The organism is Oceanospirillum beijerinckii DSM 7166 (assembly GCF_000422425.1).
GTDB classification, from domain to species: Bacteria; Pseudomonadota; Gammaproteobacteria; order Pseudomonadales; family Halomonadaceae; genus Oceanospirillum; species Oceanospirillum beijerinckii.
This window is the reverse complement of the sequence record NZ_AULT01000010.1, coordinates 63,201-86,503: the sequence shown is the minus strand read 5'-3', so window position 1 is coordinate 86,503 and position 23,303 is coordinate 63,201. Positions and strand designations below refer to the sequence as shown.

Annotated in this window: 20 protein-coding genes; 5 read left to right on the top strand and 15 right to left on the bottom strand. The window is 50.0% G+C overall.

The genetic code is table 11. The features are described from left to right. Window positions 1–15: 15 nt before the first annotated feature. Window positions 16–393: a response regulator gene (locus H579_RS0104475; RefSeq protein ID WP_028299688.1), complete on the top strand. Its 378-nt coding sequence runs from the start codon at window positions 16–18 to the stop codon at window positions 391–393. A gap of 40 nt (window positions 394–433) precedes the next feature. Here H579_RS0104475 and H579_RS0104470 read toward each other — a convergent pair whose 3' ends face one another. The 6 genes from H579_RS0104470 to H579_RS0104440 all read right to left on the bottom strand — a co-directional run bounded on the left by H579_RS0104470 (window position 434) and on the right by H579_RS0104440 (window position 7,913). After that, a complete protein-coding gene (locus H579_RS0104470) occupies window positions 434–1,366 on the bottom strand; it encodes a GGDEF domain-containing protein (protein WP_028299687.1) in 933 nt (310 codons plus the stop codon). 9 nt (window positions 1,367–1,375) lie between these two features. After that, window positions 1,376–1,975, bottom strand: coding sequence for a chemotaxis protein CheX (locus H579_RS0104465; protein WP_028299686.1), 600 nt, complete (start codon window positions 1,973–1,975; stop codon window positions 1,376–1,378). Next, window positions 1,953–2,339, bottom strand: a complete 387-nt coding sequence (locus H579_RS0104460) for a response regulator transcription factor (protein WP_051227300.1) — start codon at window positions 2,337–2,339, stop codon at window positions 1,953–1,955. Before H579_RS0104460 ends, H579_RS0104465 begins: the two co-directional genes overlap by 23 nt. A gap of 419 nt (window positions 2,340–2,758) precedes the next feature. Next, window positions 2,759–5,827 carry an efflux RND transporter permease subunit gene (locus H579_RS0104450; RefSeq protein WP_028299683.1) on the bottom strand — a complete coding sequence of 1,023 codons (3,069 nt, stop codon included), beginning with the start codon at window positions 5,825–5,827 and terminating at the stop codon, window positions 2,759–2,761. Between the two features lie 15 nt (window positions 5,828–5,842). Next, the gene (locus H579_RS24195) at window positions 5,843–6,928 is read right to left on the bottom strand and encodes an efflux RND transporter periplasmic adaptor subunit (protein WP_051227299.1); all 1,086 of its coding nucleotides are present in this window, start codon (window positions 6,926–6,928) and stop codon (window positions 5,843–5,845) included. Between the two features lie 250 nt (window positions 6,929–7,178). Continuing rightward, the gene (locus tag H579_RS0104440) at window positions 7,179–7,913 is read right to left on the bottom strand and encodes a sulfite exporter TauE/SafE family protein (RefSeq protein WP_028299682.1); all 735 of its coding nucleotides are present in this window, start codon (window positions 7,911–7,913) and stop codon (window positions 7,179–7,181) included. A 380-nt stretch (window positions 7,914–8,293) separates the two neighbouring features. Between H579_RS0104440 and H579_RS0104435 the strand changes: the two genes are divergently transcribed. Further along, window positions 8,294–8,629 carry a hypothetical protein gene (locus H579_RS0104435; RefSeq protein ID WP_028299681.1) on the top strand — a complete coding sequence of 112 codons (336 nt, stop codon included), beginning with the start codon at window positions 8,294–8,296 and terminating at the stop codon, window positions 8,627–8,629. A gap of 124 nt (window positions 8,630–8,753) precedes the next feature. On the opposite strand, the gene H579_RS0104430 is transcribed toward H579_RS0104435, so the two are convergent. From H579_RS0104430 to glnE, 4 genes are all read right to left on the bottom strand, one after another. After that, the gene (locus H579_RS0104430; protein WP_028299680.1) at window positions 8,754–9,434 is read right to left on the bottom strand and encodes a DUF6198 family protein; all 681 of its coding nucleotides are present in this window, start codon (window positions 9,432–9,434) and stop codon (window positions 8,754–8,756) included. Window positions 9,435–9,547: 113 nt separating this feature from the next. Further along, window positions 9,548–9,730 carry a hypothetical protein gene (locus tag H579_RS29045; protein ID WP_157834552.1) on the bottom strand — a complete coding sequence of 61 codons (183 nt, stop codon included), beginning with the start codon at window positions 9,728–9,730 and terminating at the stop codon, window positions 9,548–9,550. A 155-nt stretch (window positions 9,731–9,885) separates the two neighbouring features. After that, on the bottom strand, window positions 9,886–10,926 hold the full coding sequence (waaF, locus tag H579_RS0104420; RefSeq protein ID WP_028299679.1) for a lipopolysaccharide heptosyltransferase II: 1,041 nt from the start codon (window positions 10,924–10,926) through the stop codon (window positions 9,886–9,888). 211 nt (window positions 10,927–11,137) lie between these two features. Continuing rightward, complete coding sequence (gene glnE, locus H579_RS0104415; RefSeq protein WP_036565316.1) at window positions 11,138–14,032, bottom strand: bifunctional [glutamate--ammonia ligase]-adenylyl-L-tyrosine phosphorylase/[glutamate--ammonia-ligase] adenylyltransferase; 2,895 nt, start codon at window positions 14,030–14,032, stop codon at window positions 11,138–11,140. Window positions 14,033–14,789: 757 nt separating this feature from the next. Here glnE and nhaB point away from each other — a divergent pair. Both nhaB and H579_RS0104405 read left to right on the top strand, forming a co-directional pair. Next, complete coding sequence (gene nhaB, locus H579_RS0104410; RefSeq protein WP_028299677.1) at window positions 14,790–16,301, top strand: sodium/proton antiporter NhaB; 1,512 nt, start codon at window positions 14,790–14,792, stop codon at window positions 16,299–16,301. Between the two features lie 243 nt (window positions 16,302–16,544). Further along, the gene (locus tag H579_RS0104405) at window positions 16,545–17,135 is read left to right on the top strand and encodes a hypothetical protein (protein WP_028299676.1); all 591 of its coding nucleotides are present in this window, start codon (window positions 16,545–16,547) and stop codon (window positions 17,133–17,135) included. A 55-nt stretch (window positions 17,136–17,190) separates the two neighbouring features. Here the strand turns inward: H579_RS0104405 and H579_RS0104400 are convergent, their stop codons facing one another. Continuing rightward, the gene (locus H579_RS0104400) at window positions 17,191–17,922 is read right to left on the bottom strand and encodes a FadR/GntR family transcriptional regulator (RefSeq protein WP_036565312.1); all 732 of its coding nucleotides are present in this window, start codon (window positions 17,920–17,922) and stop codon (window positions 17,191–17,193) included. Between the two features lie 252 nt (window positions 17,923–18,174). Here H579_RS0104400 and acuI point away from each other — a divergent pair, with 252 nt between their 5' ends. Beyond that, window positions 18,175–19,158 (top strand): acrylyl-CoA reductase (NADPH), encoded by a 984-nt coding sequence (acuI, locus tag H579_RS0104395; RefSeq protein ID WP_028299674.1) that lies wholly within the window; start codon window positions 18,175–18,177, stop codon window positions 19,156–19,158. Between the two features lie 177 nt (window positions 19,159–19,335). On the opposite strand, the gene H579_RS29830 is transcribed toward acuI, so the two are convergent. From H579_RS29830 to ubiD, 4 genes are all read right to left on the bottom strand, one after another. Next, window positions 19,336–19,464 carry a hypothetical protein gene (locus H579_RS29830; RefSeq protein WP_281167007.1) on the bottom strand — a complete coding sequence of 43 codons (129 nt, stop codon included), beginning with the start codon at window positions 19,462–19,464 and terminating at the stop codon, window positions 19,336–19,338. A 313-nt stretch (window positions 19,465–19,777) separates the two neighbouring features. Continuing rightward, window positions 19,778–20,533 (bottom strand): dihydromonapterin reductase, encoded by a 756-nt coding sequence (gene folM, locus H579_RS0104385; RefSeq protein WP_245583209.1) that lies wholly within the window; start codon window positions 20,531–20,533, stop codon window positions 19,778–19,780. Between the two features lie 104 nt (window positions 20,534–20,637). Beyond that, the gene (locus H579_RS0104380; RefSeq protein ID WP_028299672.1) at window positions 20,638–21,648 is read right to left on the bottom strand and encodes a 2Fe-2S iron-sulfur cluster-binding protein; all 1,011 of its coding nucleotides are present in this window, start codon (window positions 21,646–21,648) and stop codon (window positions 20,638–20,640) included. Window positions 21,649–21,802: 154 nt separating this feature from the next. Then, the gene (gene ubiD, locus H579_RS0104375; protein ID WP_028299671.1) at window positions 21,803–23,272 is read right to left on the bottom strand and encodes a 4-hydroxy-3-polyprenylbenzoate decarboxylase; all 1,470 of its coding nucleotides are present in this window, start codon (window positions 23,270–23,272) and stop codon (window positions 21,803–21,805) included. Between the last annotated feature and the right edge of the window lie 31 nt (window positions 23,273–23,303).

Sequence of the window (23,303 nt, the reverse complement as noted above, 5' to 3'; positions counted from 1 at the left end):
TGAGGACGACACCCAATGAAGCATATTTTATTGATTGATGATGATGAACTGGTGCGCTTTGCTCTGAATATGGCGCTGGAAATAGCTGGCCTTAAGGTTACACAGGCTACGCATGGTGCTGATCCTGTGGTCGCTGCCACATTGAGTAACGACCTTCCCGATCTGGTGATCAGCGATATTATTATGCCCGAAAAAGAAGGCATCGAACTGCTGATAGAGCTCAGACGCCAGCACCCCCAGCTACCCGTAATCTGTATCTCTGGTGGCGGTCGTTTATCCAGTACCGATTATCTGACCAGCGCGAAGAAACTGGGGGCCAAAGCGGTTTTCAGAAAACCTTTGGATGAAGAACAGCTGATCGCAAAGATCAATGAACTGCTCAAAACGGACTAGACCAGAGGCATCCAGCATCCGACCGAGAACAGAAAAAGGCTTACTCATCAAGACAGGCTTGGATAACCTGATTACGACCGGACATTTTCGCCCGATAGAGAGCATTATCTGCCTTCAGTACCAGGCCGGTAAAGGTATCACTCTTACCGGCATTAAAACCTGAAACACCAAAGCTGGCGGTCACAACCTTAGCCACACTGCTGGCGGGATGCCTTATTGCCAACCGCTCAACATTCTGACGATAGTTCTCAGCCAGCACCGTGGCCTGAGCGGGAGAGACTCCCGGCAGGATAATGCAAAACTCTTCACCACCGTAGCGGGCCAGGTGGTAGCCCTCACCTTTTAAGATATCATTGAGGTGCTGCGTAATACGGGCCAGACAATGGTCTCCAGCCTGATGCCCCAGATGATCGTTATAGGGTTTAAAATAATCAATATCGAAGAAGATCAGACTCAGTGATTGGCTGCTGTCTATAGTGGAGGCCACGGCTTTTTCCAACAGACTATTGAAATGACGGCGATTAGCAATACCCGTTAACTCATCCGTCAATGCCATCTGATTCAGCTTATCCGCCTGCTCATTCAGTAAACGTTCCCGACGTATCACCGAACTCACATCCTGAACCTCCAGCATACAATAGTTCTGCTCTTCTTCCCGCATAGGTTGGACCCGTATCATCTGGGCAAACGGCTCCGCCTGGGATTGTCCGTTATGATACAAGGGTAAAGGGGAACGATTCAGCACCGGAGAAAGTACAGCAGGGAGACCGCTGTCCAACGCCTGACGCAGGCTCGCCTCAATTCGACGCCCTTTCAGTTCAGGACACAGGCTCAACAGGTTTTCACCTGGTTGAGCATCCACATAGGCAAATGCTTTCTGCAACCAGAGATTGATAAAGACAATATTCAGCTCATCATCCAGTATCATGACACCGGACTGCAGAATATTCAGTGTCTTTTCAAATAGCTTCATCTGAGTACTCTACATACCTGACAGAAAATTAGACAATGATTGCTGTAACATAGATTCCGTTTCACTGCCCATCAGAAAGGCCAGATAACCTTCCAGGTTTCTCTGCTCCAACCCAAGCTTAATCTGTAAGAACAGCACTTTCTGCTCACTGCCTCCACTGTGTAAAATATGCTCGATATCACCGGTCATCAGCTCGGGCAGTTCACAAGAGAAGCTATCTCTGAGCATATCTGCAATCCCTGCAAAACAAGCATTCAGAATAATATTACCGATCTCACTGAGCGCATCCTGCTCAATCTCGGACAGTTGCTCCAGTGGCACCTGGCTGCCCAGCATAAGACGCACAACTTCAAGGCTACTGCTCTCTGTAAACATCAACATGGCTGCACCAGAGAAAGAGCCAGAGAATTGTTGACTGATACAAGTGAGACGCTCATGACTGATGGCAAACAGCTCCACCACTCGTTCGGAAGACAGAATGTGTACCATGGGTACACTCATCGTTACCGCTTCACCGGTTAATTCACTCAGCACCGAAGCAGAGCGCCCCACACTGATATTAAATATCTCCGCTAAGGCATCCAGCTCAAGCGCTGTAAGATCCTTCATGCTCCTGCCTCCAAATAGCCAGTGCTTTTTCTGCAACCGCCGGAGTAACCGGCTTTGCCAGGAAGTGAACCCCAAGCTCCTCAGCCCTTTGCTGGCTGGAAGCTTGTACGTTAGCGGTTAGCATCGCAAACGACGTATTGGGTAACTTGGGGCGCAAGATCTCAACGGCCTCGAAGCCATCCATAACAGGCATATTGACGTCCATAACCACCAGATTAGGCGCAAACTCACAGCCCATCTCAACAGCCTGTTGGCCATTTTCCGCTTCGATAATTTGCCAGTCCGGGTCCAGATCTGCAATGGCTTTTGAGAGCATCATTCGAGAGACACGACTGTCATCTACGATTAAAACCGTTCTTAACATCTTATTACCTGTCACGCTTTGACCAACACTATCCAGAAAGCCAAAGTATAAGGAGATATCTTTAATCCATTTTATCCATAAACAAGACAGTCTCCGGGGAAAATAATGATTCAGTATCCAGCAGTATCTTTGTTAGAACCAATACTAGACGCGCCTTTAATATCCCCCCCATTGATAAATCCGGGGAGAGGAAGACCATAACATCAGGCTTAACGAATCTTGACGCTATGGATAAAGAGAGCTGCTTAGTACTTATCAGTATGGATCTTGTTATTTTGATAGCTGGGGAATATACCATTAAAAAAGCCGCCCCTAAAGGACGGCTTTTTTACCGTTTGTACTTTTTATGGCCAGTCACAACAATTATGACCGGTGAAACTATTCTGACAGGCCAATTAACGACAACGGCATACAGGCATTTATTGATAGTCAGGTTCTGGTAAATGGGGCAGCTTTCTGACGATATAGGTATACACGGTTGGTACCACATACAGCGTCAGAATGGTACCGAAAGTCAAACCACCGACAATCACCCAACCAATCGCCTGGCGACTTTCCGCACCGGCCCCGGTGGACAGCGCCAATGGGACTGTGCCCAGCACCATCGCCGCTGTCGTCATCAGAATCGGACGCAGACGCAGTACACTGGCTTCAACGATGGCCTCCAGCTTCTCTTTACCGGCTTCACGCAACTGATTGGCGAACTCGGTCATCAAAATACCATGTTTGGTAATCACACCGATCAGCGTAATCAAACCAATCTGACTGTAAACATTTAATGTACCACCAGTGTATTGCATAGTGAGCAGTGCCCCCAGAATCGCCAGAGGTACAGTCAACATAATGACCATAGGTGAAGCAAAGCTTTCAAACTGTGCTGCCAGTACCAGATAGATAAAGCCCAGCGCCAGGATAAAGGTGATCATCAGGGTATCACCGCTTTGAATAAACTCACGGGCCTGACCATTGTAGTCATACTGAATACCGATCACCCCCATCTCTTCAGCGGTCTGCTCCACAGTCTCACGCAACCAGGTCAAGGCTTCACCCTGAGTCATACCCGGAGCCAGGCTGGCCTGAATAGTCGCTGCACGTAGCTTATTAAAGTGATTCAATGCACGAGGCGCCACTGTTTCAGTCACAGTGACCAGATTCGACAGCTGGATCATCTGGCCGCTATTGGCACGCACATAGATGGAGGACAGCGACGACGGTGTCGCACGATCCACATCGGCAACCTTCACAATCACATCATACTGTTCGTTACCCTGCTTATAGCGCGTCACCGAACGGCCACCCAACAGAGTTTCCAGTGTACGACTCACCTCTGATACGGTAATGCCCATCACTGCGGCTTTATCCCGGTTGATCTGAATCTGCAGCTGAGGCTTATTCAGTTTCAGGTCTACATCCGGGTTGACCAGTTTGCCACTGGCATACACCTTACCCATCACCGCACCTACCAGCTGCTGCAGCTGAGCAAAGTCACCACTGGACTGGATCACCAGTTCTACCGGGCGGGCAATCGGGCTCTGACCTAAAGAAGCAGGAGTAATAGGGAAAGACATAATACCAGGAATACCCGCAAACATAGGGCCACGCAGAGAACCTGCTATCGCCTGCGCACTACGCTCACGCTGTTCCCAATCCTTCATACCGGCAAAAGCGATAATATTACTTTCTGTCGGGAACAAGCCCGTAATCACAAAGTAGCGCTCCACTTCCGGGACACCGGAAAAGATGCCTTCAATCTGGCGGCTGTACTGATCCAGAAACTCCGTTGTTGATCCTTCAGGGCCAATACCAAAGCCGATAATGGTGCCGCGATCTTCCACTGGAGACAGCTCGGATTTCAACTGAGTAAAGCTGAAATATAAGCCCGCAATACAACCCAGCCCCATCAATACGATCAAAGGGCGCGCCTTCAGTGTCAGCTGTAGAGAACGGCGGTAGCCATTTTCCAGGCCGGACAACATGCGCTCACCAAAGCGATAGAACCAACCAGGGTTCTCTTTATGCTTCAGAATACGCGAACACATCATTGGGGACAGCGTCAGCGCGACAAAACCAGAAACCAGCACCGCACCAGCCAGAGTCAATGCAAACTCCGCAAACAATTTACCGGTACGCCCTTCAGTAAAGGCGATCGGGGTAAATACCGCAGCCAGGGTAATGGTCATGGCGATAACGGCAAAACCAATCTCTTTTGAGCCCTTAAACGCCGCCTGAATCGGATCCATCCCCTCTTCGATATGACGATAGATATTCTCCAGCATCACAATGGCGTCATCCACCACCAGACCGATAGCCATGACCATCGCTAACAGGGTCAGAGTGTTGATGGAGTAACCCAGCGCGTACATAAAGATAAAGGCACCGATCATGGAGACCGGAATCGTCACCAGAGGAATCAAGGTCGCACGGAACGAGCGCAGGAACAGGAATATCACCAGAATCACCAGCCCCACGGCCTCAATAATGGTGCTGTATACTGCCTGAATAGAGCGATCAATAAACACCGAGGAGTCGTAGGCCACCTCAACTTGCATGCCTTCCGGCAGCACCGATTCCACCTGCGGGATCATCTCTTTGATGCCCGCAGAAACATCCAGAGGATTAGCCACCGATTGTTTTACCACGCCCAGCGCTACCGCTGTTTTCTGGTTGAATCGAACCGTGCCACGGTCATTCTCAGCATCGATACGGACACGAGCCACATCCTGCACCCGCACCAGATAACCATCCTGATCACGGATAATGACACGCTCAAACTCTTCCGGCGTTTGCAGGTCCGTTTTGGACAGTACGGTAAACTCACGGGCATCGGACTTAATAGAACCCGATGGTACTTCCAGGTTTTGTGCCCGAATCGCATTTTCCACATCCGCAACCGTGACACCAAAGGCCGCCATACGGGCCTGATCCAACCAGATGCGCATGGAGTAACGGCGTTCACCAAAGATACGCACTTCCGCCACACCCGGTACGGTTTGCAGGCGGTCTTTTACCAGGCGATCAGCAAAATCAGTCATCTCCAACGGAGTATGATTCGGGCTGGAAAACGCCAGATACATAATCGGCTGAGCGTTGGCTTCCACCTTGGCTACAATCGGCTCATCAATCTCATCGGGCAGCATACCGCGCACACGACCGACCCGGTCACGCACATCGGAGGCGGCATTATCCGCATCACGATCCAGCTTAAAATTGATGGTGATCTGGCTTTTACCGGAACTCGATGACGAGGTCATAAAATCGATGCCTTCGATACCCGATAGGGAATCTTCCAGCACGTTTGTCACCTGAGATTCGATAATACTGGCGTTAGCACCGCTGTAACGGGTTTCCACCGATACCGTAGGCACATCAATATTGGGGTATTCCCGTACCGATAAACGGTCATAGGCGATCAGGCCCACCAGTAGTAGCAGCAGGCTCATCACCGTCGCAAAGACGGGACGTTTAATTGAAACTTCAGACAAGACCATGTCTTAAGAACTCCTTTACTGAGCCTTCGGCAAATTAACCGGCGCGGCGGCAGCACCCGGGCGCAGCTTCATCTGCCCTGCAGTCACCACGATATCACCGGCCTTAACCCCCTGAATAATCTGTACTCGACCACGCTCACGCAGACCCGGAGTCGCCGGTGCAATATTTACCTTGCCGTCCACCAGGGTGTAGATCAGCTGAGCATTGCCTTGCGGCACCAGCGCTTCCCCTTTAACCATCAGGGCTCCCTTAATGGTCTCCAGCTGCAGGCTGACACGGGCAAACAGACCGGGGCGCAGACGACCATCGTCATTCGGCAGTTCCGCCACCACTTTCACGTTACGACCGTTCAGATCCACCTCAGGCGAGATGGCAAACACCTTACCCTGTACCTTTTCGCCCGGCAGAGCATCAAAGGTCACATCCACCATCTGCCCCATAGCAACGCCACTCAGGTAGATCTCGGGCACACGGAACTCCAGACGCATCGGGTTGATCGCCACCAGATTCACCAAACCCTGACCCGGTGTAACATACTCACCTTCACTGATTTGGCGCAGGCCTACAATACCGTTAAACGGCGCACTCAGCTGCATTTTAGCCAAGCGTTCTTTGGCCAGTTCAACACCGGCCTGATCGATACGTAGCTTAGCCAGCGCACTGTCTCGGGTATTCACACTGCCAGCGTTATTGCTTAATAGCTGACTGGCACGTTTATACTCCACTTCACTTAAGCCCTGACTGGCTTGAGCCTGTCTCAACTCGGCACTTTGTACCGAGCTGTCCATAGAGAACAGCAGATCACCAGCGTTAACCGTCTGACCTTCCGCAAAGTGAATCTTAGCCAGACGTCCAGAGACTTCTGGCCGGATCATCACCGATTCGTTGGCATTCAAAGAGCCCACCAGCTCAATACGACGCACCAGATCTTCCGGTTGCACGATTTGAGCTTCGACCGGCATGGGCGGCATTTGCGGTTGTGCCGCCTGTGCTTTTTCTGAAAAAAGCGCCCCAGAAACAAGTGTCACTGATAAGGCCGTTATAGATGCAACGGTGGTTAATACAGCGCGGCCAGCGCGACGGGAGAGAAGTGTTTTCATGCAGACAGCCTCGGCGTTATCCCTGTGCATTGATGAGTCATTTAAAATTCTGATCAGTAAAAAGTTACTCAGGTAGAAATCAAACGAGAGAAGTATCCTATCGTCCACTGAGTTAAACAAATAAGCAGCCTACCTACAGATCAATTGAACCGGAGTATCATACGGAGCGATTGAGACTACGGATAACAAACAATTAATCAGTTATTGCGGTTTAAATAAATAATCGCGACCCGATATCGGCTCTCAATCGCTAGACCGCTCCCCATGCCTGCCACAACAAACGCAGTGCCAGTAAAGTAACCAAGACTTTAAACAATTGGGCAAATAGCTCAGCAGGCAAACGGTTCAGCAGCTTTAAGCCTAGCCAGGTGCCAACAGCACCGGATGCAATCATCAGCAAGACCGGCCACCACCACTGGGCAAATGAGAAACCAACAAAGCCAAAGACCATTGCTTTTAACAAGTGCTGAAAAGACATACAGGCGGCAAAGGTGGCGGTCGTCGCTAATTTTTCCTGACCAGAGCGATGCACCACTGCAGCAACCAAAGGTCCCGAAGCCCCTACAAACATGGAGGCAAAGGTGGTAATACAACCGGCTATTAATGTGCCCGGGCCAGATACCTGTAGCTTTTTCGGTTTAGGACCCCACACCATCAATAAGATAAAAACCGCTACGGCCAATCGAATCACATCCAATGGCAACTGCACCAGTACCTGAGAAGCGGATAGCGCACCGACTAACGCACCCAGTGAAAAAAACAGCACCATGGGCCAGTGAATATGCTGACGGGTCATAAAGGCTCGATTGCCATTGGAGCCCAGCTGCACCAAACCATGCACCGGAATCAATACATTGGCCGGCAGTATAGAGGCCATCACCGCCAATAACAGCACGCCACCACCGATGCCCACCGAAGCAGTCATCAAAGAGGTAAAGCCACTGGTCAGAGTCAGTAGAGCCAAATCAAATGCCGATAGATCCATGGCGATCACCCTTAAGCCGACCGGTCAATCAAACAAGGGCTACAAGCCTAGATAAAATCGGTCTCAAGTTAAACATTTAAGAGGTTAATAGAGGGTTAAGATTTGATATACGTCGCGTTCCCGCGCCCCAAACACAAGAAGCATAGCGTCGCACCTTTCATCATGCTTTCAAAGGCAGGTGGATATCTTCACTATTTAATTGACGTTTTGAACAAGCTAACGCGTCACAATTTGACCTATATCAATAAGCCGATTGTTTTGTAATATCATGTAATAACATGCAAATACAAATTAGAGTATAAGTTCAGCTACAGACAAAAGAAGTATTTAAAAAGACAGAAAGCAGCTGCTTTTCTCTTGTTAAGGATATTGGTGAATATATGCCAGCTAACAGCACTAAGCTAAATATATCAATCTACAAAAACAGAGATGATGCTATTGATATTATGCCGGGAATGGCAACAGTGAAAAGTGATCGAATTACGTCCTTGCCACCATATAACCATATAAATCAATACCTTGACCCTGACTGCTATAACTACTGGGCACACCTGGGTGATAAGCATGTTGGTTTTAATTCAATTGAAGAATTGGCCGAACTATTATTCAACAACTCAGATTTGATTAATAAAGCTGATCACAACAGAAAAAAAGAGCACTCTATTTTTCCCACTTTTTTAAAAGAACCCAGCAACTCTTTAGTGCAGTCTTACTAATAAAGCCGGTTAAGAAAAAACATTATCAGGCACCCCCATTCTACGGGCGCACCTGAATACAATCAGATTGACTCTATCGGCTTAAGCATCTACCCGATCTTTACAAGCCGACCGGCGCCAATACTTACGCCAATTTGTCGCGATTTGTCATCTGATTTTTTTGTGCCATCGTAACCACAGGCATAGGCACAGCAATAGGCGCATATGACGACTTTTTCAACTGTGGCTGAGGGTTTTGCGGTTTATAGCGACCAATAATCAAACCCATCACTACCGTTACCAGCAAAGAGCTTAACCATAACCCAGCACCGAACAGTGCCAGGGCACTGATAATAGTGATAGCATCAATGGTTAACAGCGCAATACCACGATTAACCTGCCAACGGCGCTCCAGCCACAATACCAGCACGGTAAAGCCGCCCGTCGAAGCATTATGCTGAAACAGAGTCACTATACCAAAGGCCACTAAGGCACCGCTGGCCAGCGCTCCCAGAATAGGGGAATCCAATTGCACATCGATATTTTGACCCAACAGATCCGTTAATACGCCGATCAGAGTCACCGCAACAGCAGTACGCAAGGTGAACGTACCACCCTTTTCACGATAAGCTAACCAGTAAAACGGCAGATTAATCAGCAGGAAGATCTGGCCAAAGGTAAAGCGATCAGATAACCAATCTGCTATCAAGGCAACACCGGTAATACCACCAACGGCCACATGGGTAGATTTTAAAAACAGGATTCCCAGCGCCATCAAAAAGCTACCTTCCAACAGACCTAACCAGGCATGGGCGTGACGTTTCATCGTTATTTCTCTCTTTCTCAAAACAGGTGCTATCTGGCAGGTAAGGATCAAAGCCAAAGCAGCCAAATACAAATCAGCGGGTTAAACAGAACGATTTGATTAAGAAAAAGAGATCAACTGTGGTGAGTGCGCTGCTGCAGCTGAATCACACTGAACAGGGCTTCATTGGGCTGACTGCACGCATTCTTGATAGCACGCAGTGGAGACAAACGCAGGATTGAGCAAAAACCGCTGAGTACAGACGCATAAGAGCACTGGCGTGCCATGCACCAGCTCATACGGGTTATGTAACTCAAGCATTGTGTCATTAAAAAATATACATTCAGAGATCAATCAGATCCTGCAGATTCTAATGGTAGTACCAAGAAGAACAAGTGAGATTATTCACAGCAATTAGTGAAAAAATCTCATCATTTAAAGTGGATTATAGACAGACTCGATTAGCATAGATTTAATCCACTGCCTGCATCGGCACCATGCTCAGAATTGCCGCACGCACCCGATCAACGCTCAACGCCTGGATACAAGGCGCAGTACCCGATTGGTCTGTCTCCATGCGACAGGAGTCCTGTTCGCAAGGCTGACAGTGACGATCACTACTGACGGAACGTGCGTCACTGTTTTCTGGTAGATAACGACTAAACTCATGAGCACCAGACAGGGATACCAAGGGTCGATCCAGCGCCAGCGCCATATGACTGAAGATATTATTCTGCGCCACCACCGCACGGCTTTGGGCGATCAAATCGACCATATCTTCCCAGGCTAAACGCCCGGCCAGATTACTGATCTCCATCTGCTGTTCCCGGTCGAGACCGGCACAGATCTGCTCACAGAGCCCCTGATCCGCTTTAGGTGCCACCAGCCAAATAGCCCAACCCTGTTCAATCAGCTCTGCCGCTAAACGCGCCCAATGGCTGGCTGGCCAACGTTGGTTCTGAGCCAAATTACCACCGGGACAAAGGACAACCGTCGGACGTTCTGATTGCAGATAATGAGTTTTGATCTGTTCCTCGGCATTGGCTTGATCAACCAGCAGCTTGGCATCTGGCAGCTCTGTTACCGCTTCACCGTGATCATCTGCCAATGCTAAGTATTGCGCTTTTTCCGTGGCAAACTGCTGAGTATTCAGCCAACGGGTATCATTCAGCACTATCACTCGCATACGACGCAGGTAACCGGTACGACGTTCGATACCTGACATCCAGGCCACCATCGCCGCGCGCCAGCTGCTATTGAGCACAATGGCCTGATCAAAGTGATACTCTTCCAGCTGCCGTCCTGCCAACCAGAAATACTTCAGCGGCATACTGGCATCTGGGAAGGTGAAAAGCGCATCCACATCAGGTAGACGGCGAGCCAGGGATTGCAGTCCCTCTGAAACCATCAGACTGATATGTACCTCATCATATTTCTGCACCAAACGCTGAATTAAAGCCTGGATATTCAACAGACCTTCGGGATGGTTTTCAGCAATCAGTAGTATTTTCATGACGGACGTTCTTCAGATATGAGCGGAAAAGTGACAAATCAACGACAGGTACTGATATTAACGAGAACCACAATAAAGTGCAGCAAGAGAAGAGGCAAGAATTGTAAAGCTTAGCCTCTGGAGGATTAACCCGCACCATGCGGGTCAACCCCTCTAATTCCTGACCATCTATGTTCTGGCTTTCAAATCCCTGGCTTGCAACGTTCGGAAATTATTGATCGGTATTGAGCAAACGCTGCCAGATGGCGCTCACCCTGGCCCGCTCTTCAACAAAGCGATCTGCTGGCACCTGGCTCTTGGTTTTCTGCATCGAGGCGTTATGAGCAGCCTGACGGTAAAGCAGATAAGCCTCGCTCAGCAGTTTCACCTCATCTTCTGGCAAAATCCCCACCTGCTGCACCGTTTCCAGAATACGGATATTATCGGTCCACTGCAGCAGTTCCGGGTGTTGCGGGCTAAAACGCAGCACACAGTATTGCGCCATAAACTCAATATCCACCATACCACCGGCATCCTGCTTCAGATGGAACATCGGCGCTTCATCACCCACCGCCGGTTTTGAGCCCAGGTTATCGCGCATCTTGATGCGCATGGAAACCACATCCTCCTGCAGCTGCGCCTCATCGCGCTCTTCAGACAGGATCTCGGCGCGAATCTGCTCAAACTTGGCAGCCACATCTGGACAGCCGACCACCACACGGGCACGGACCAGAGCCTGTTTCTCCCAGGTCCAGGCCTCTTTCAGCTGATAGTCCCTGAAGGCTTTCAGTGAACTCACCAAGAGACCCGAGTTACCGGAGGGACGCAGACGCATATCCACCTCATACAGCTGACCCGAGGAGGTCATGGTATTCAGAATATGGATAATGCGCTGACCCAGACGGGTAAAGAAGACGCCATTATCAATGCTCTTATCACCATCGGTATAACCCTGAGGGGCCGCATCGTGCAGGAATACCAGATCCAGATCGGAACCGTAACCCAGCTCTATGCCGCCCATTTTGCCGTAACCGACAATGGCAAAGCCGGGGTCACAGGGGCTACCATCCGCTTTGGCCGGACGACCGTGTTTATCGGTCATCTTCTTCCATGCCATCTGCAGCACATGCTCCAGAATTGCTTCGGCAATAAAGGTCAGATAATCACTCACCTTCATCAGCTGACGGGTGCCCATAATATCGGACGCGGCGACCCGCAGAACATGAGCACGCTTAAAGTAACGCAGCGCCTCCATCTGGGCTTCTTCATCTTCTTCCGGGATACGCAGCATCTGTTGACGCAGCTCATCACGTAGCGGCTCCAGCTCAGCAGGCGTGTAAAGGGTGGCAGTATTGAGCAGCTCATCCAGTAGAATCGGCGTACGGGCCAGGTGCTCGGCAATCCAAGGACTGGCAGAACACAGTTTCACCAGCTGCTTCAGCGCGCCCGGGTTTTCCATTAAGAGGACAAAATAGGCACTACGGCGCAGTACCGCTTCTACTAACTGCAGGGTGCGCTCAAGGGTGCGCGACGGCGTATCACTTTCGGTCACGGCAGCCAGCAACAGCGGCATAAACTGATCCAGGCGTTGCTTACCTTCCCTCTGCAGGCTTTGCACCACACGGCTGCTTCTGAGCTGTTCCAGACGTTTGAAAGTATCTTCAGGCTGCTCAAACCCCTGATCATCCAGCAGAGAGGTGCCTGCTTCCGGCTCATATTCCCCCTTCCAGATCGCGCCCAATTCAGCGCTCAGACTCTGATCCGCTTCCTCATCATCATCTGGGGCCGCAATCACATTGGCAAAGTGCTCAGCGACACGGGCGCGCTGATAATCCAGTTTCTCTTCAAACGCCTGCCAGTTATCAAAGTTCATAATGCAGGCCATGCGCAGACGCGGGTAATCGTCTTCCGGCAGGGTCTGGGTTTGCTGATCAGCAACACCTTGTAGCGCATGCTCCGCATTCCGCAGGAATAGATAAGCCTCTAACAGCTCATCGGTAATCTGCTGGGGTAACAGGCCCATGCCACTGATAATAGGCAGCACCTTGCGAATCGATCTTTCCTGCAGTTCCGTCTCACGACCGCCGCGAATCAGCTGGAACACCTGGGTGATAAACTCCACCTCCCGGATACCACCGGAGCCTAACTTCACGTTTGTGGTCAGGCCTTTACGACGCACCTCGCGATTGATCATCGACTTCATATCACGCAGGGATTCGATGGCGCTGTAATCCACATACTTGCGATAGACAAAGGAGTTCAGATCCTGCAGCAGCTCATTACCGGATACCAGATCACCGGCAATCACCCGAGCTTTAATCATGGCGTAGCGCTCCCACTCACGGCCCTGATCATGGTAGTAATCCACCATGGCCGGGAAGCTCAGTGACAGCGCACCACTTTGACCATAAGGACGCAGACGCATATCGACACGGAAAACAAAACCATCGACGGTATTATTATCCAGCGCAGCAATTAGCTTCTGACCCAGGCGGATAAAGAAATCCTGATTATCCAGCGTACGGCGACCGCCCTGGGTCTGACCGTGACGGGGGAAGCAGAACATCAGATCGATATCCGACGACAGGTTCAGTTCACGGGCACCCAGCTTGCCCATACCGATCACCACCATACGTTGCGGTATCGATTCTTCTCCCGCTTCCGCTTTCGAATACGGCGTGCCCCACTGCTGGCAGTAATGATCATATAGCCAGTTCAGTGCTTCATCGACACAGATGTCTGCCAGATCGCTCAGTTCTGCCGTGGTTTGCCACATATTGGCCTGGAAGGAGAAGTCACGCCAGATAATGCGCATCATCATCTGACGACGGAATTGACGCAGCACCCGGTGCAGATCATTTTCGCTTTCAACACCGGCGATCTTAGTTTGCAACAACTCACGCATCTGCTGCGTGTTCAGCGGCATTTCCAACCAGTTATTGTCCAGCATCTCCTTCAACAGCAGTGGGAAACGCAGCATGCTTTCCACCACGTAATCACTGGTGGTGATAATTTTGTCCGCCGCTGAATAGGCTTTTAGCTGGGTAATCTGGTCTGCATCCAGCGTCTCTGACAGTCGCTGCCAGTTATTATCACAGGTTTGTTGTAACTGATCGGGCAAACTCATGAGCTATCCTTCTCGAAATAGGGGGACTAATTCTCTAAGCACCAAACAAAAACTTCTCTACATCAACTCTACTTCTACCTACCTGCATACTCGGGTGTAGCCAGCAGACACAGCGGAATATTCTTATTTGGGTATATTTCTACGCATACCCTGAAAGAAAGCACTTACTAAATGATCTGACAGGCTTTCATCTCTTTAATCAGGGCTAATAATCACTTTTAAAATCATGCACATCAGACGGGTGAACTGCATGCCGGTCTTGCGCCTTGTTGAGCCGTTTATGGCATCAGATCTAGCTTATCCAAAAGCACTGGGCAAAGCTAACCTGATACCCTAAAGCTAATGTCTTGTTGCTATTCAAAAAATTATCGCACCTTCAAAACTGTCGCTATACAAAAACTTATTGCCATACAAAAAACCTATATCGAGTGCGACTACTAATTCACAAAATAAACCTTATAGAAATCAAACCATTACCCATAAGGATTAGCCCCTCCGGGTTATAACACCATCATTTGGTCTCTATTCCACTATTTAACGACCTATCAAGCGCTCTGTTTTTGTAGTGATGTGTGTATAATGCCCCCGGCTTTCTCCTGCTGGGCAGAGCAGGGCATGCCTGTGCATAACAACAATATTTACTGCACAGATCAGGTACGCTCTCAAGGCTCCGGTACTTCCGTGAGTTCCTGAAAGATGGGCTGGCTGACAAAAAAAATTAAAACCGACCCCCAAACCTTTTTTAAGGAACACTCAAATGGCACAGACCATGTCGCAAGGCTTTTTGAGAAACTTTCTTGGTAACTCACCTATGTGGTACAAGAAAGTCATTCTAGCCTTTCTAATTATTAATCCTATCCTGTTTTTTATGCCTGGCTTTGGCCCCTTTGCTGCGGGCTGGTTGTTGATTGTCCAGTTTATTTTTACGCTGGCGATGGCGCTGAAGTGCTATCCTTTGCAACCCGGTGGACTGCTCGCCATCGAAGCCATAGCCATTGGGTTAGCTTCCCCTGAATCCGTTATGCACGAAGTGGAAGCCAACCTGGAAGTGATTCTGCTGCTGGTCTTTATGGTGGCCGGGATCTACTTTATGAAACAGCTCCTGCTGTTTGCCTTTACCAAGATCCTGTTGGGCGTACGCTCAAAATCCATGCTCTCATTGCTGTTCTGTATCGCCGCAGCTTTACTATCGGCTTTCCTGGATGCGCTGACGGTAACCGCAGTTGTAATCAGCATCGGTGTAGGCTTCTACTCGGTTTACCACAAGGTTGCATCAGGTAAGCAGTTCCACACCAAGAGCCATGATCATGGTGATGACCAGGAACTGCACGATCAGCATAAAGAAGATCTGGAACAATTCCGCGCCTTTCTGCGCAGCCTGCTGATGCATGCCGCCGTAGGTACCGCACTGGGTGGCGTCTGCACCTTGGTAGGCGAACCACAGAACCTGCTGATTGCCAAAGTAGCCGGATGGAACTTTGTTGAATTCTTTACCCGCATGGCCCCAGTCACCATGCCAGTATTGGTTGTAGGTCTGATCACCTGTGTGGTGCTGGAGAAAACCAAGATCGTAGGTTATGGCGTTAAACTGCCGGAATCCGTGCGCACTATTCTGCAAGATTACGACCAGCATCAAACAGAAAAACGCACCAATAAAGATAAAGCAGCCTTGGTAGTACAGGCGATCTGTGCAGCCTTCCTGATCTTTGCTCTGGCCTTCCACATTGCCGAAGTGGGCTTGATTGGCCTGGTAATTATCGTCCTGCAAACGGCCTTTAACGGTATCACCGAAGAGCACCAGATCGGCCATGCCTTTGAAGAGGCTCTGCCTTTTACCGCACTGTTAATTGTCTTTTTCTCAGTAGTTGCCGTAATCCATGAGCAGCACCTGTTCCAACCATTTATCCAGATGGTACTGGATATGGAGCCGAGCCAGCAGCCAGGTATGCTGTTTATTGCAAACGGGCTGCTATCTGCGATCAGTGATAACGTGTTTGTAGCCACGGTTTATATCTCTGAGATTAAAGCGGCACTGGATTCCGGTGCAATCACCCGTGAGCACTTTGATACTCTGGCCGTTGCGGTCAATACGGGTACCAACCTGCCCAGTGTGGCGACGCCTAATGGCCAGGCCGCCTTCCTGTTCCTGCTGACCTCAGCCATTGCCCCACTCGTACGTTTATCTTATGGCCGCATGGTGCTGATGGCGCTGCCATACACTATCGTGATGTCTATTGTCGGTATGTATGCCGTAGTAAATTGGATCTAGCAATAGATTCTCTTCAACCCAAAAGCGGAGATTGCCGAGCAGCATCTCCGCTTTTACCTGTCTCAACAGCTTATCTATTTCAACGACCATGACCATCTGCCACAGTTTCAGAAAATAAGCGCAACAAAAGGCTGAGGTATATTTACCGATTGCATTCGATTAGAGATGGCTCTGGACATTTGCCAATAATATTCGCCATCATTAGTCCTGTTAAATATCAGTAATGGTTATACAGGAGCTCCCATGCCGCACCTGATCTGGTTCCGACATTCTTTACATGCGTTTGCCTGCTATTATCGCCCTCTTGCTCTACAAGTTATTTGCTCTGGACTTCTGCTGCTGACACTAACAGAAATAGCCTCGGCGTATAACGGTGTCAAACCTCAGGCTGATCAAGAAACCCTACCCGATCACCTCCATAGCGGCATGCAGATGCGTATCGGCCATAATCACTATCTTCTGCTGGATCAGGTACGGGCCTTTGCCGCGAAAAAGCAAAACGATACCCCATTGAATCCAAGTCGTGAACTCAGCAGAAAAGGCGGTTACAGCATTCTGGAAAGTAAGACAACCACCGGAAAGCCGGTGGTCTGGAATCAAAGCAAACGCCGCTACGGCATTATTCAGGATGAATTGGGACTTGTTCTGCATGACATTAATCAAGCGGATAATATTGCAACCAGCTATGACCTTAAACTAACCCGCCGACTGAACGGATTAAAGCGCGCCTACTATCAGGTTGATGCCAAAAAAATCCCTACTCTGATGCGTCGTCTACAGCAGGATATTCGAGTACGGGAAGTTATTCCCTCTCTGCTGGAACAGATGGACTAGGATTAGAACACATAGATTAGGGTTTAAATGAGTGGATTTATATTAGAGGCGCGAATTACGCCTGATTCGCCTTCCACTCCTGAGCGGCCTGGAAACGGGCCTTCAGATATACCATCAGTTCATCTAACGCCTGTTCAGCACCTGCGGCATCACTATCCGCAATGGCCTGATACAGTTTCTGATGCGCCGCAACCACATTGATACGATCACGGAAGCGATAGACCACCATATTGGTCACGGGCTGCATCGCCTCAATCACCCCGTACATCATAAATTGCAGCATGGCGTTCTGGCAGCCATCGACCAAGGCCCGGTGAAAACGCACATCCGAGGCACAAAACGCCTCATCACTCAGGTCTTCATCCTGCTGAATTTCGAGCTCCCGGGCCATCACTTCCAGCAGTGCTTTATCAGGGTTCACCGCCGCCAGGCGACAGCAGATTTTTTCCATCTCATGACGGGCATCCGCCACCTCAGACAGGCTAAACTGATCCATACTGGCTAACAAAGTGGCAGAAGAGGCCAGACTATCACTGGCTTCTTCCAACGAAGGTCGAGTCACAAAGGTGCCTCCGGCAGGGCCACGGCGAGAGCGAATCAGGTTCTGAGCCGCCAGACGCTTCAGGGCCTCACGAATGGTGGGACGGGACACCTGATAACGGGTCGCCAGCTCCCCTTCAGTTGGCAGACGATCATCCGCTTTCAGCTCGCCGGACATAATAGCCGCCCGCAGCTGTTCTGAGATCTGCTTCGCCAGACTTTGTGTTACCAGGGGTTCAATTTTCACGGGGCACCTCAAACAAATACAAACCTGAGCGCTCAGTTTACCAGAAAAGAGTGACAAGTGATAAAAACCTATTTGTTTGACAAATAGAACAATAGCGCATTATGCTGATAGCCATCACATTAAGCACGGATACAAAATTGTCTCTTTAGCAGATGGCTTCAGCCGTTGACCGAAGAGCACCAAAATACGTTTGTATCAGTGCGTACTACCTCAAACATCTGACAAAGATATGATAACAACACCGAGGCGACTATGAACAAGGCTCTGGTACTGGAACAGGAAGAGAAAAAGACACTGGCAGGCGTACGTGAACTGTCTGTGGACGAACTGCCGGAAGGCGATGTATTGGTTAATATCGATTACAGCTCTCTGAACTTTAAAGATGGTCTGGCCGTCACCGGTGCAGGCAAGATTGTGCACCAATTCCCTATGGTGCCAGGTATAGATCTGGCGGGTACTGTTGCCGAATCCGATAACCCGGATTACAAACCGGGCGATGCGGTTGTGCTGACCGGTTGGAGCGTGGGTGAGCGCTACTGGGGCGGTTATGCCCAACAGATGCGCCTGCAATCCAAATGGCTGGTGCCGCTGACAGAGGGTCTAACGGGCCGTCAGGCGATGGTCATCGGCACTGCTGGCCTAACCTCTATGCTATGTGTCATGCGCCTGCAGGAAGGCGGTCTTAAGCCTGAAGATGGCCCTGTGCTGGTCACCGGTGCAACCGGGGGTGTGGGTAGTATCGTTGTGGCACTACTGGCGAAAAACGGCTTTGAAGTGGTTGCCGTGAGTGGTAAAGCAGACAGTGCAGATTACCTGAAACAGCTGGGTGCCAGTGAAGTGCTGCCCCGTAGCGAGTTTGAAGAGAAAGCCCGCCCATTAGACAAGTCCCGCTGGGCCGGTGCAGTAGATACCGTAGGTGGAGATATCCTGGCCAAAGTACTGTCTCAAATGCATTACAACGGTCGTGTCGCGACTGTCGGCCTGGCTGCTAGCCATGCCCTGAACACCACTGTCATGCCATTTATTCTGCGTGGCGTCGATCTGCTGGGTGTCGACAGCGTCATGATCCCTTACGAGCGCCGTGTACAGGCCTGGCAGCGCCTGGCGGATGAACTGCCAAAAGAGATCCTGGAGCAAGTGGTTGAAGAGGTGAGCCTGGAGCAGGTGCCTGAGTATGCACAGGGTATTATCGAAGGCAAGATCCGTGGCCGTGTACTGGTAAACCCTAATCTGTAAGACCGCTAATCCAGCTACTAGTGAGCATGTATTCAATTTATAGGCTGCCAGCAAGATAGGGTGGCTAGCAGCTTAGTGGTTTAGCGGCTTGCTGACGCTATAAACCCACCTCAAAACAAAACGCCCGCGGTGTTGGTCAACACCACGGGCGTTTTTGCGAATCCTTCCGCCGCAGCATTAACCCAGCAGCAGGTTAGACCAGAAAATAGTCGCTGGCAGGCAGTTCATACCGATCAGAACAGCCAGACCAGGTACAAACCAGATAATGCCGGAATCGTCGCGAAAGTTTTCGTCATGATGAGACATCAGGTTTCCTCACAAGTTGAAGGTTAAAGTAGCTGAGATATTTTTAATTATTGATATACGTCAAACAGAGTGTGCATTTTACAAGCAAAGTGCATTCTGTCCAGTGCAACTTTAGCGGTCTATTTCCAAGAAAAAACAGCACCTTCTGCCAATACCGCGACACAAATGTGTTTAAGCACTAAAAATAGTCGCAGCATTGACGCCCTTCAAACCATGCGCGCCATACCAAAAAGAGAGAAAGCAGATATCCGAAGCGGATAACAAACATACGGATAATACGCGATTACGGCCTGCTACATTAAGAGCAGGGGAATTAAATCAGTGAGCGACCACCCTCCACAGGCAGGATTACGCCTGTCAGGTAGTGGTTATTAAGCAAATAATCCAGGCTCAGGTTGATCACTTCTTCACCTGGCTCGATCTGCAGCGCGGATTTTTTCAAGGCTTTGGTACGGTATACCTCATCATCGTCATCATTAAAGATGATCAACGCCGGAGCAATCCCATTCACCTTGATATCCGGCGCAAACATCGCGGCAAAAGACTGAGTCAGGCTTTCCAGGCCCGCCTTGGTTGCCACATAAGCACCATGTTTTTTAGACCCCTTACGCACCACCGCATCCGTCATATGTACGATATCTCTGGCACCTTCCGAGGCCATCAGCAGTGGCTGACACTGATGGTTGATCAGGTAAGGTGCCATCATATGCACCTGAAACATCTGTTGGAAACCGACCGCAGCCTGTTCAGGCTCTTTGCTATCCGGCAACCAACAGGAAGCATTATGGATAATGGCACGCAGGCAATTCGTATGCTGTTTTACCTGCTCAATAAAAGCCTGAATACCGGCCACATCACTAAAGTCTGCCTGCAAGGTAGTGATACCCAAAGCGCGAAGCTCTGCCAGATCATCACGCTCGCGGCGATAGCTGATGATCACAGGATAACCTTGCCGTGCAAAATGAATCGCGGCAGCACGGCCCAAACGCTGGGCTGCACCGGTAATCAAAATCGGAGCTTTGGTCACGACCTCTGCCTTATTATCTGTCATTACAGCTTGATCGGACATCAGATCACTCCTTACATCCCATTAGCGTTAGTCGTTTATAAACAGCATCGATTGGGCGCTGTATCTCAGCCAATATCAGCTCGGCTTATCGCAATATTCAGGGGTTATCGAGGGGCATAGAAGAATACATCAGAAAATACGCACTCCTGATCCAGGCCATACTGAATCAGGGTATCCGTCACGGAGTAGACCATATTCGGCGAACCGCTGGCATATACTGTGGCATCATCAAACTTACCGTGATCCTTGATCATAGCATCATGCAGCATACCCACATGGCCTGCCCAGTCCTGTGTCGGTAGCAGATCCCCCACAACCGGTACAAAGTGGAAGTTTTCATATTCCTGCTGCCACTGCTCTGGCAATTCAGCCATATACAGATCCTGCACCCGGCGAGCCCCCCAGTACAGATACAGTTGTTGATCACTGCCCTGCTCAAAAGCCTCTTCTAACAGCGCTTTCATCTGGGTAAAACCAGTACCCGCTGCGACAAAAAAGGCCTTATCGGTACCGGTATTTTTTAGCACACATTCGCCTTTGGGCAGTTCAACCTCAATGGTATTTTGCTGCTGCAGCACCTGAATCAGCACACGGGAATTATCCCTATCCGGCAGGTATTGGATATGCAGCTCTATACGACGACCATCCGGGCGGTTGGCGATAGAGAAGGCATTACGCTCACCGTTAGGCAAAATCACTTCCAGATACTGTCCCGCAGCAAAATCCAAGCTCACTCCGGCAGGCGCCTGAAGCTCGACCTTAAATACCTCTGTATTAGCCAGTTGTTCAACACGGTTGATCTGGCAGGCCAATGTTTTCACGTTAAACTCTCCTGGCGCCAGTATTCTGGGTAACTCCACCCAGATATCCTCCGACGCATATGCTGTGCAAAATAAGAAATCTTCTCCGGCCCGGACCTCTTGCCAGCCCCGGCGACCGTTATAATTGAGCAACCCCTGAATCAGACGACCTTCGCAATATTCACACACCCCATTGCGACAACCTTTAGGCAAACGAAACCCCTGCGCTTTGGCGGCTTGTAACAGATTCTCTTCAGGCTTGGCAGAAAAGCTCTGGCCGCTGGGTAAACAGTGCACTGTAATCAGACCTGGCATAGTGGTAGTCATGATAATTAAAGATACGTTTGCGCTTAAATCTATAATTGAGAGCAATCAGTGCGGCCAGAGGTACAGGTAAGGGCAAAGACTGATACCTGGCTAAGCCACACTGAGGCAAGACGGCTCATTTCTCACTTAAACAAACAGCATCTTAGTCAAAAATAGCTAATTGGTCCCACAACTGATCCACTTTCTGCTTCACAGCCTGATCCATCTCGATCGGCACACCCCATTCACGATCCGTTTCACCGGGCATCTTATTGGTGGCATCCAGACCCATTTTTGAACCTAAACGGGGAATCGGCGAGGCAAAATCCAGGTAATCAATCGGCGTGTTTTCAATCATCACCGTATCCCGCGCCGGGTCCATACGGGTAGTGATCGCCCAGATTACATCGTTCCAATCCCTGGCGTTGACATCATCATCAGTGACAATAACAAACTTGGTGTACATAAACTGTCGCAGGAAGGACCAGACTCCCATCATCACCCGTTTGGCATGACCTGGGTATTGCTTCTTCATGGTAACAACCGCCATCCGATAGGAGCAGCCCTCAGGTGGTAGATAGAAATCGACAATTTCCGGGAACTGCTTCTGTAATATCGGTACAAACACCTCGTTTAGCGCCACTCCCAGAATCGCAGGTTCATCCGGTGGACGTCCGGTGTAGGTGCTGTGATAGATCGGATCTTTACGATGGGTAATGCGTTCTACGGTAAAGACCGGGAACTGCTCCACCTCATTATAGTAGCCGGTATGATCACCAAATGGGCCTTCCGGGGCCACCTCATCAGGATAAATATGACCTTCAAGCACGATCTCAGCCGAGGCAGGCACCTGCAGATCATTCCCCAGACACTGAGTCACTTCGGTCTTACCGCCACGCAGCAGACCGGCAAAAGCGTATTCAGATAACGTATCCGGTACCGGAGTTACTGCACCCAGAATGGTCGCGGGATCAGCACCCAGCGCCACAGCCACCGGGAAAGGCTCACCAGGATGCGTCTGCTGCCACTCACGAAAATCCAGCGCACCGCCACGGTGGGATAACCAGCGCATAATCAGCTTATTTTTACCGATCAGTTGTTGACGGTAGATCCCCAGATTCTGACGCTCTTTGTGTGGACCACGGGTAATCACCAGCGGCCAGGTCACCAGAGGACCGGCATCGCCCGGCCAGCAGGTTTGGACCGGGATCTTATAAAGATCTACATCGTCACCTTCCAACACCACTTGCTGACAAGCAGCGTTGCGCACCTTCTTCGGTCCCATATGCAGAACTTTTTTGAAGATCGGCAGCTTCTCCATGGCATCTTTGAAGCCTTTCGGTGGTTCAGGCTCTTTTAAGTAAGCCAGCAGCTGCCCCACTTCCCGCAAGGACTCCACATTGTCTTCGCCCATACCCAGCGCTACCCGTCGTGGCGTACCAAACAGGTTTCCCAGCACAGGCATGTCATAACCGACAGGATTCTCAAATAACAGTGCAGGACCACCCTGTCTCAAAGTGCGATCACAGATCTCTGTCATTTCCAGATTAGGGTCAACCGGTTGAGAGATACGCTTCAGCTCTCCCATCTGTTCCAGCTGTTCGATAAATTCACGCAAGTCTTTATAACGCATAATTTCCTAGAACCTAACTCTAAACAGGCAA

Excerpts from the sequence above, each read along its gene's own strand:
- H579_RS0104435 (WP_028299681.1), top strand. The coding sequence starts at position 8,294 with ATGCCAGCTAACAGCACTAAGCTAAATATATCAATCTACAAAAACAGA.
- H579_RS0104430 (WP_028299680.1), bottom strand. The coding sequence starts at position 9,434 with ATGAAACGTCACGCCCATGCCTGGTTAGGTCTGTTGGAAGGTAGCTTT.
- ubiD (WP_028299671.1), bottom strand. The coding sequence starts at position 23,272 with ATGCGTTATAAAGACTTGCGTGAATTTATCGAACAGCTGGAACAGATG.
- H579_RS0104440 (WP_028299682.1), bottom strand. The coding sequence starts at position 7,913 with ATGGATCTATCGGCATTTGATTTGGCTCTACTGACTCTGACCAGTGGC.
- glnE (WP_036565316.1), bottom strand. The coding sequence starts at position 14,032 with ATGAGTTTGCCCGATCAGTTACAACAAACCTGTGATAATAACTGGCAG.
- H579_RS29830 (WP_281167007.1), bottom strand. The coding sequence starts at position 19,464 with ATGTCTCATCATGACGAAAACTTTCGCGACGATTCCGGCATTATCTGG.
- H579_RS24195 (WP_051227299.1), bottom strand. The coding sequence starts at position 6,928 with ATGAAAACACTTCTCTCCCGTCGCGCTGGCCGCGCTGTATTAACCACC.
- H579_RS0104380 (WP_028299672.1), bottom strand. The coding sequence starts at position 21,648 with ATGCCAGGTCTGATTACAGTGCACTGTTTACCCAGCGGCCAGAGCTTT.
- H579_RS0104465 (WP_028299686.1), bottom strand. The coding sequence starts at position 1,975 with ATGAAGGATCTTACAGCGCTTGAGCTGGATGCCTTAGCGGAGATATTT.
- H579_RS0104460 (WP_051227300.1), bottom strand. The coding sequence starts at position 2,339 with ATGTTAAGAACGGTTTTAATCGTAGATGACAGTCGTGTCTCTCGAATG.
- nhaB (WP_028299677.1), top strand. The coding sequence starts at position 14,790 with ATGGCACAGACCATGTCGCAAGGCTTTTTGAGAAACTTTCTTGGTAAC.
- acuI (WP_028299674.1), top strand. The coding sequence starts at position 18,175 with ATGAACAAGGCTCTGGTACTGGAACAGGAAGAGAAAAAGACACTGGCA.
- H579_RS0104450 (WP_028299683.1), bottom strand. The coding sequence starts at position 5,827 with ATGGTCTTGTCTGAAGTTTCAATTAAACGTCCCGTCTTTGCGACGGTG.
- H579_RS0104475 (WP_028299688.1), top strand. The coding sequence starts at position 16 with ATGAAGCATATTTTATTGATTGATGATGATGAACTGGTGCGCTTTGCT.
- H579_RS0104405 (WP_028299676.1), top strand. The coding sequence starts at position 16,545 with ATGCCGCACCTGATCTGGTTCCGACATTCTTTACATGCGTTTGCCTGC.
- folM (WP_245583209.1), bottom strand. The coding sequence starts at position 20,533 with ATGTCCGATCAAGCTGTAATGACAGATAATAAGGCAGAGGTCGTGACC.
- waaF (WP_028299679.1), bottom strand. The coding sequence starts at position 10,926 with ATGAAAATACTACTGATTGCTGAAAACCATCCCGAAGGTCTGTTGAAT.
- H579_RS0104470 (WP_028299687.1), bottom strand. The coding sequence starts at position 1,366 with ATGAAGCTATTTGAAAAGACACTGAATATTCTGCAGTCCGGTGTCATG.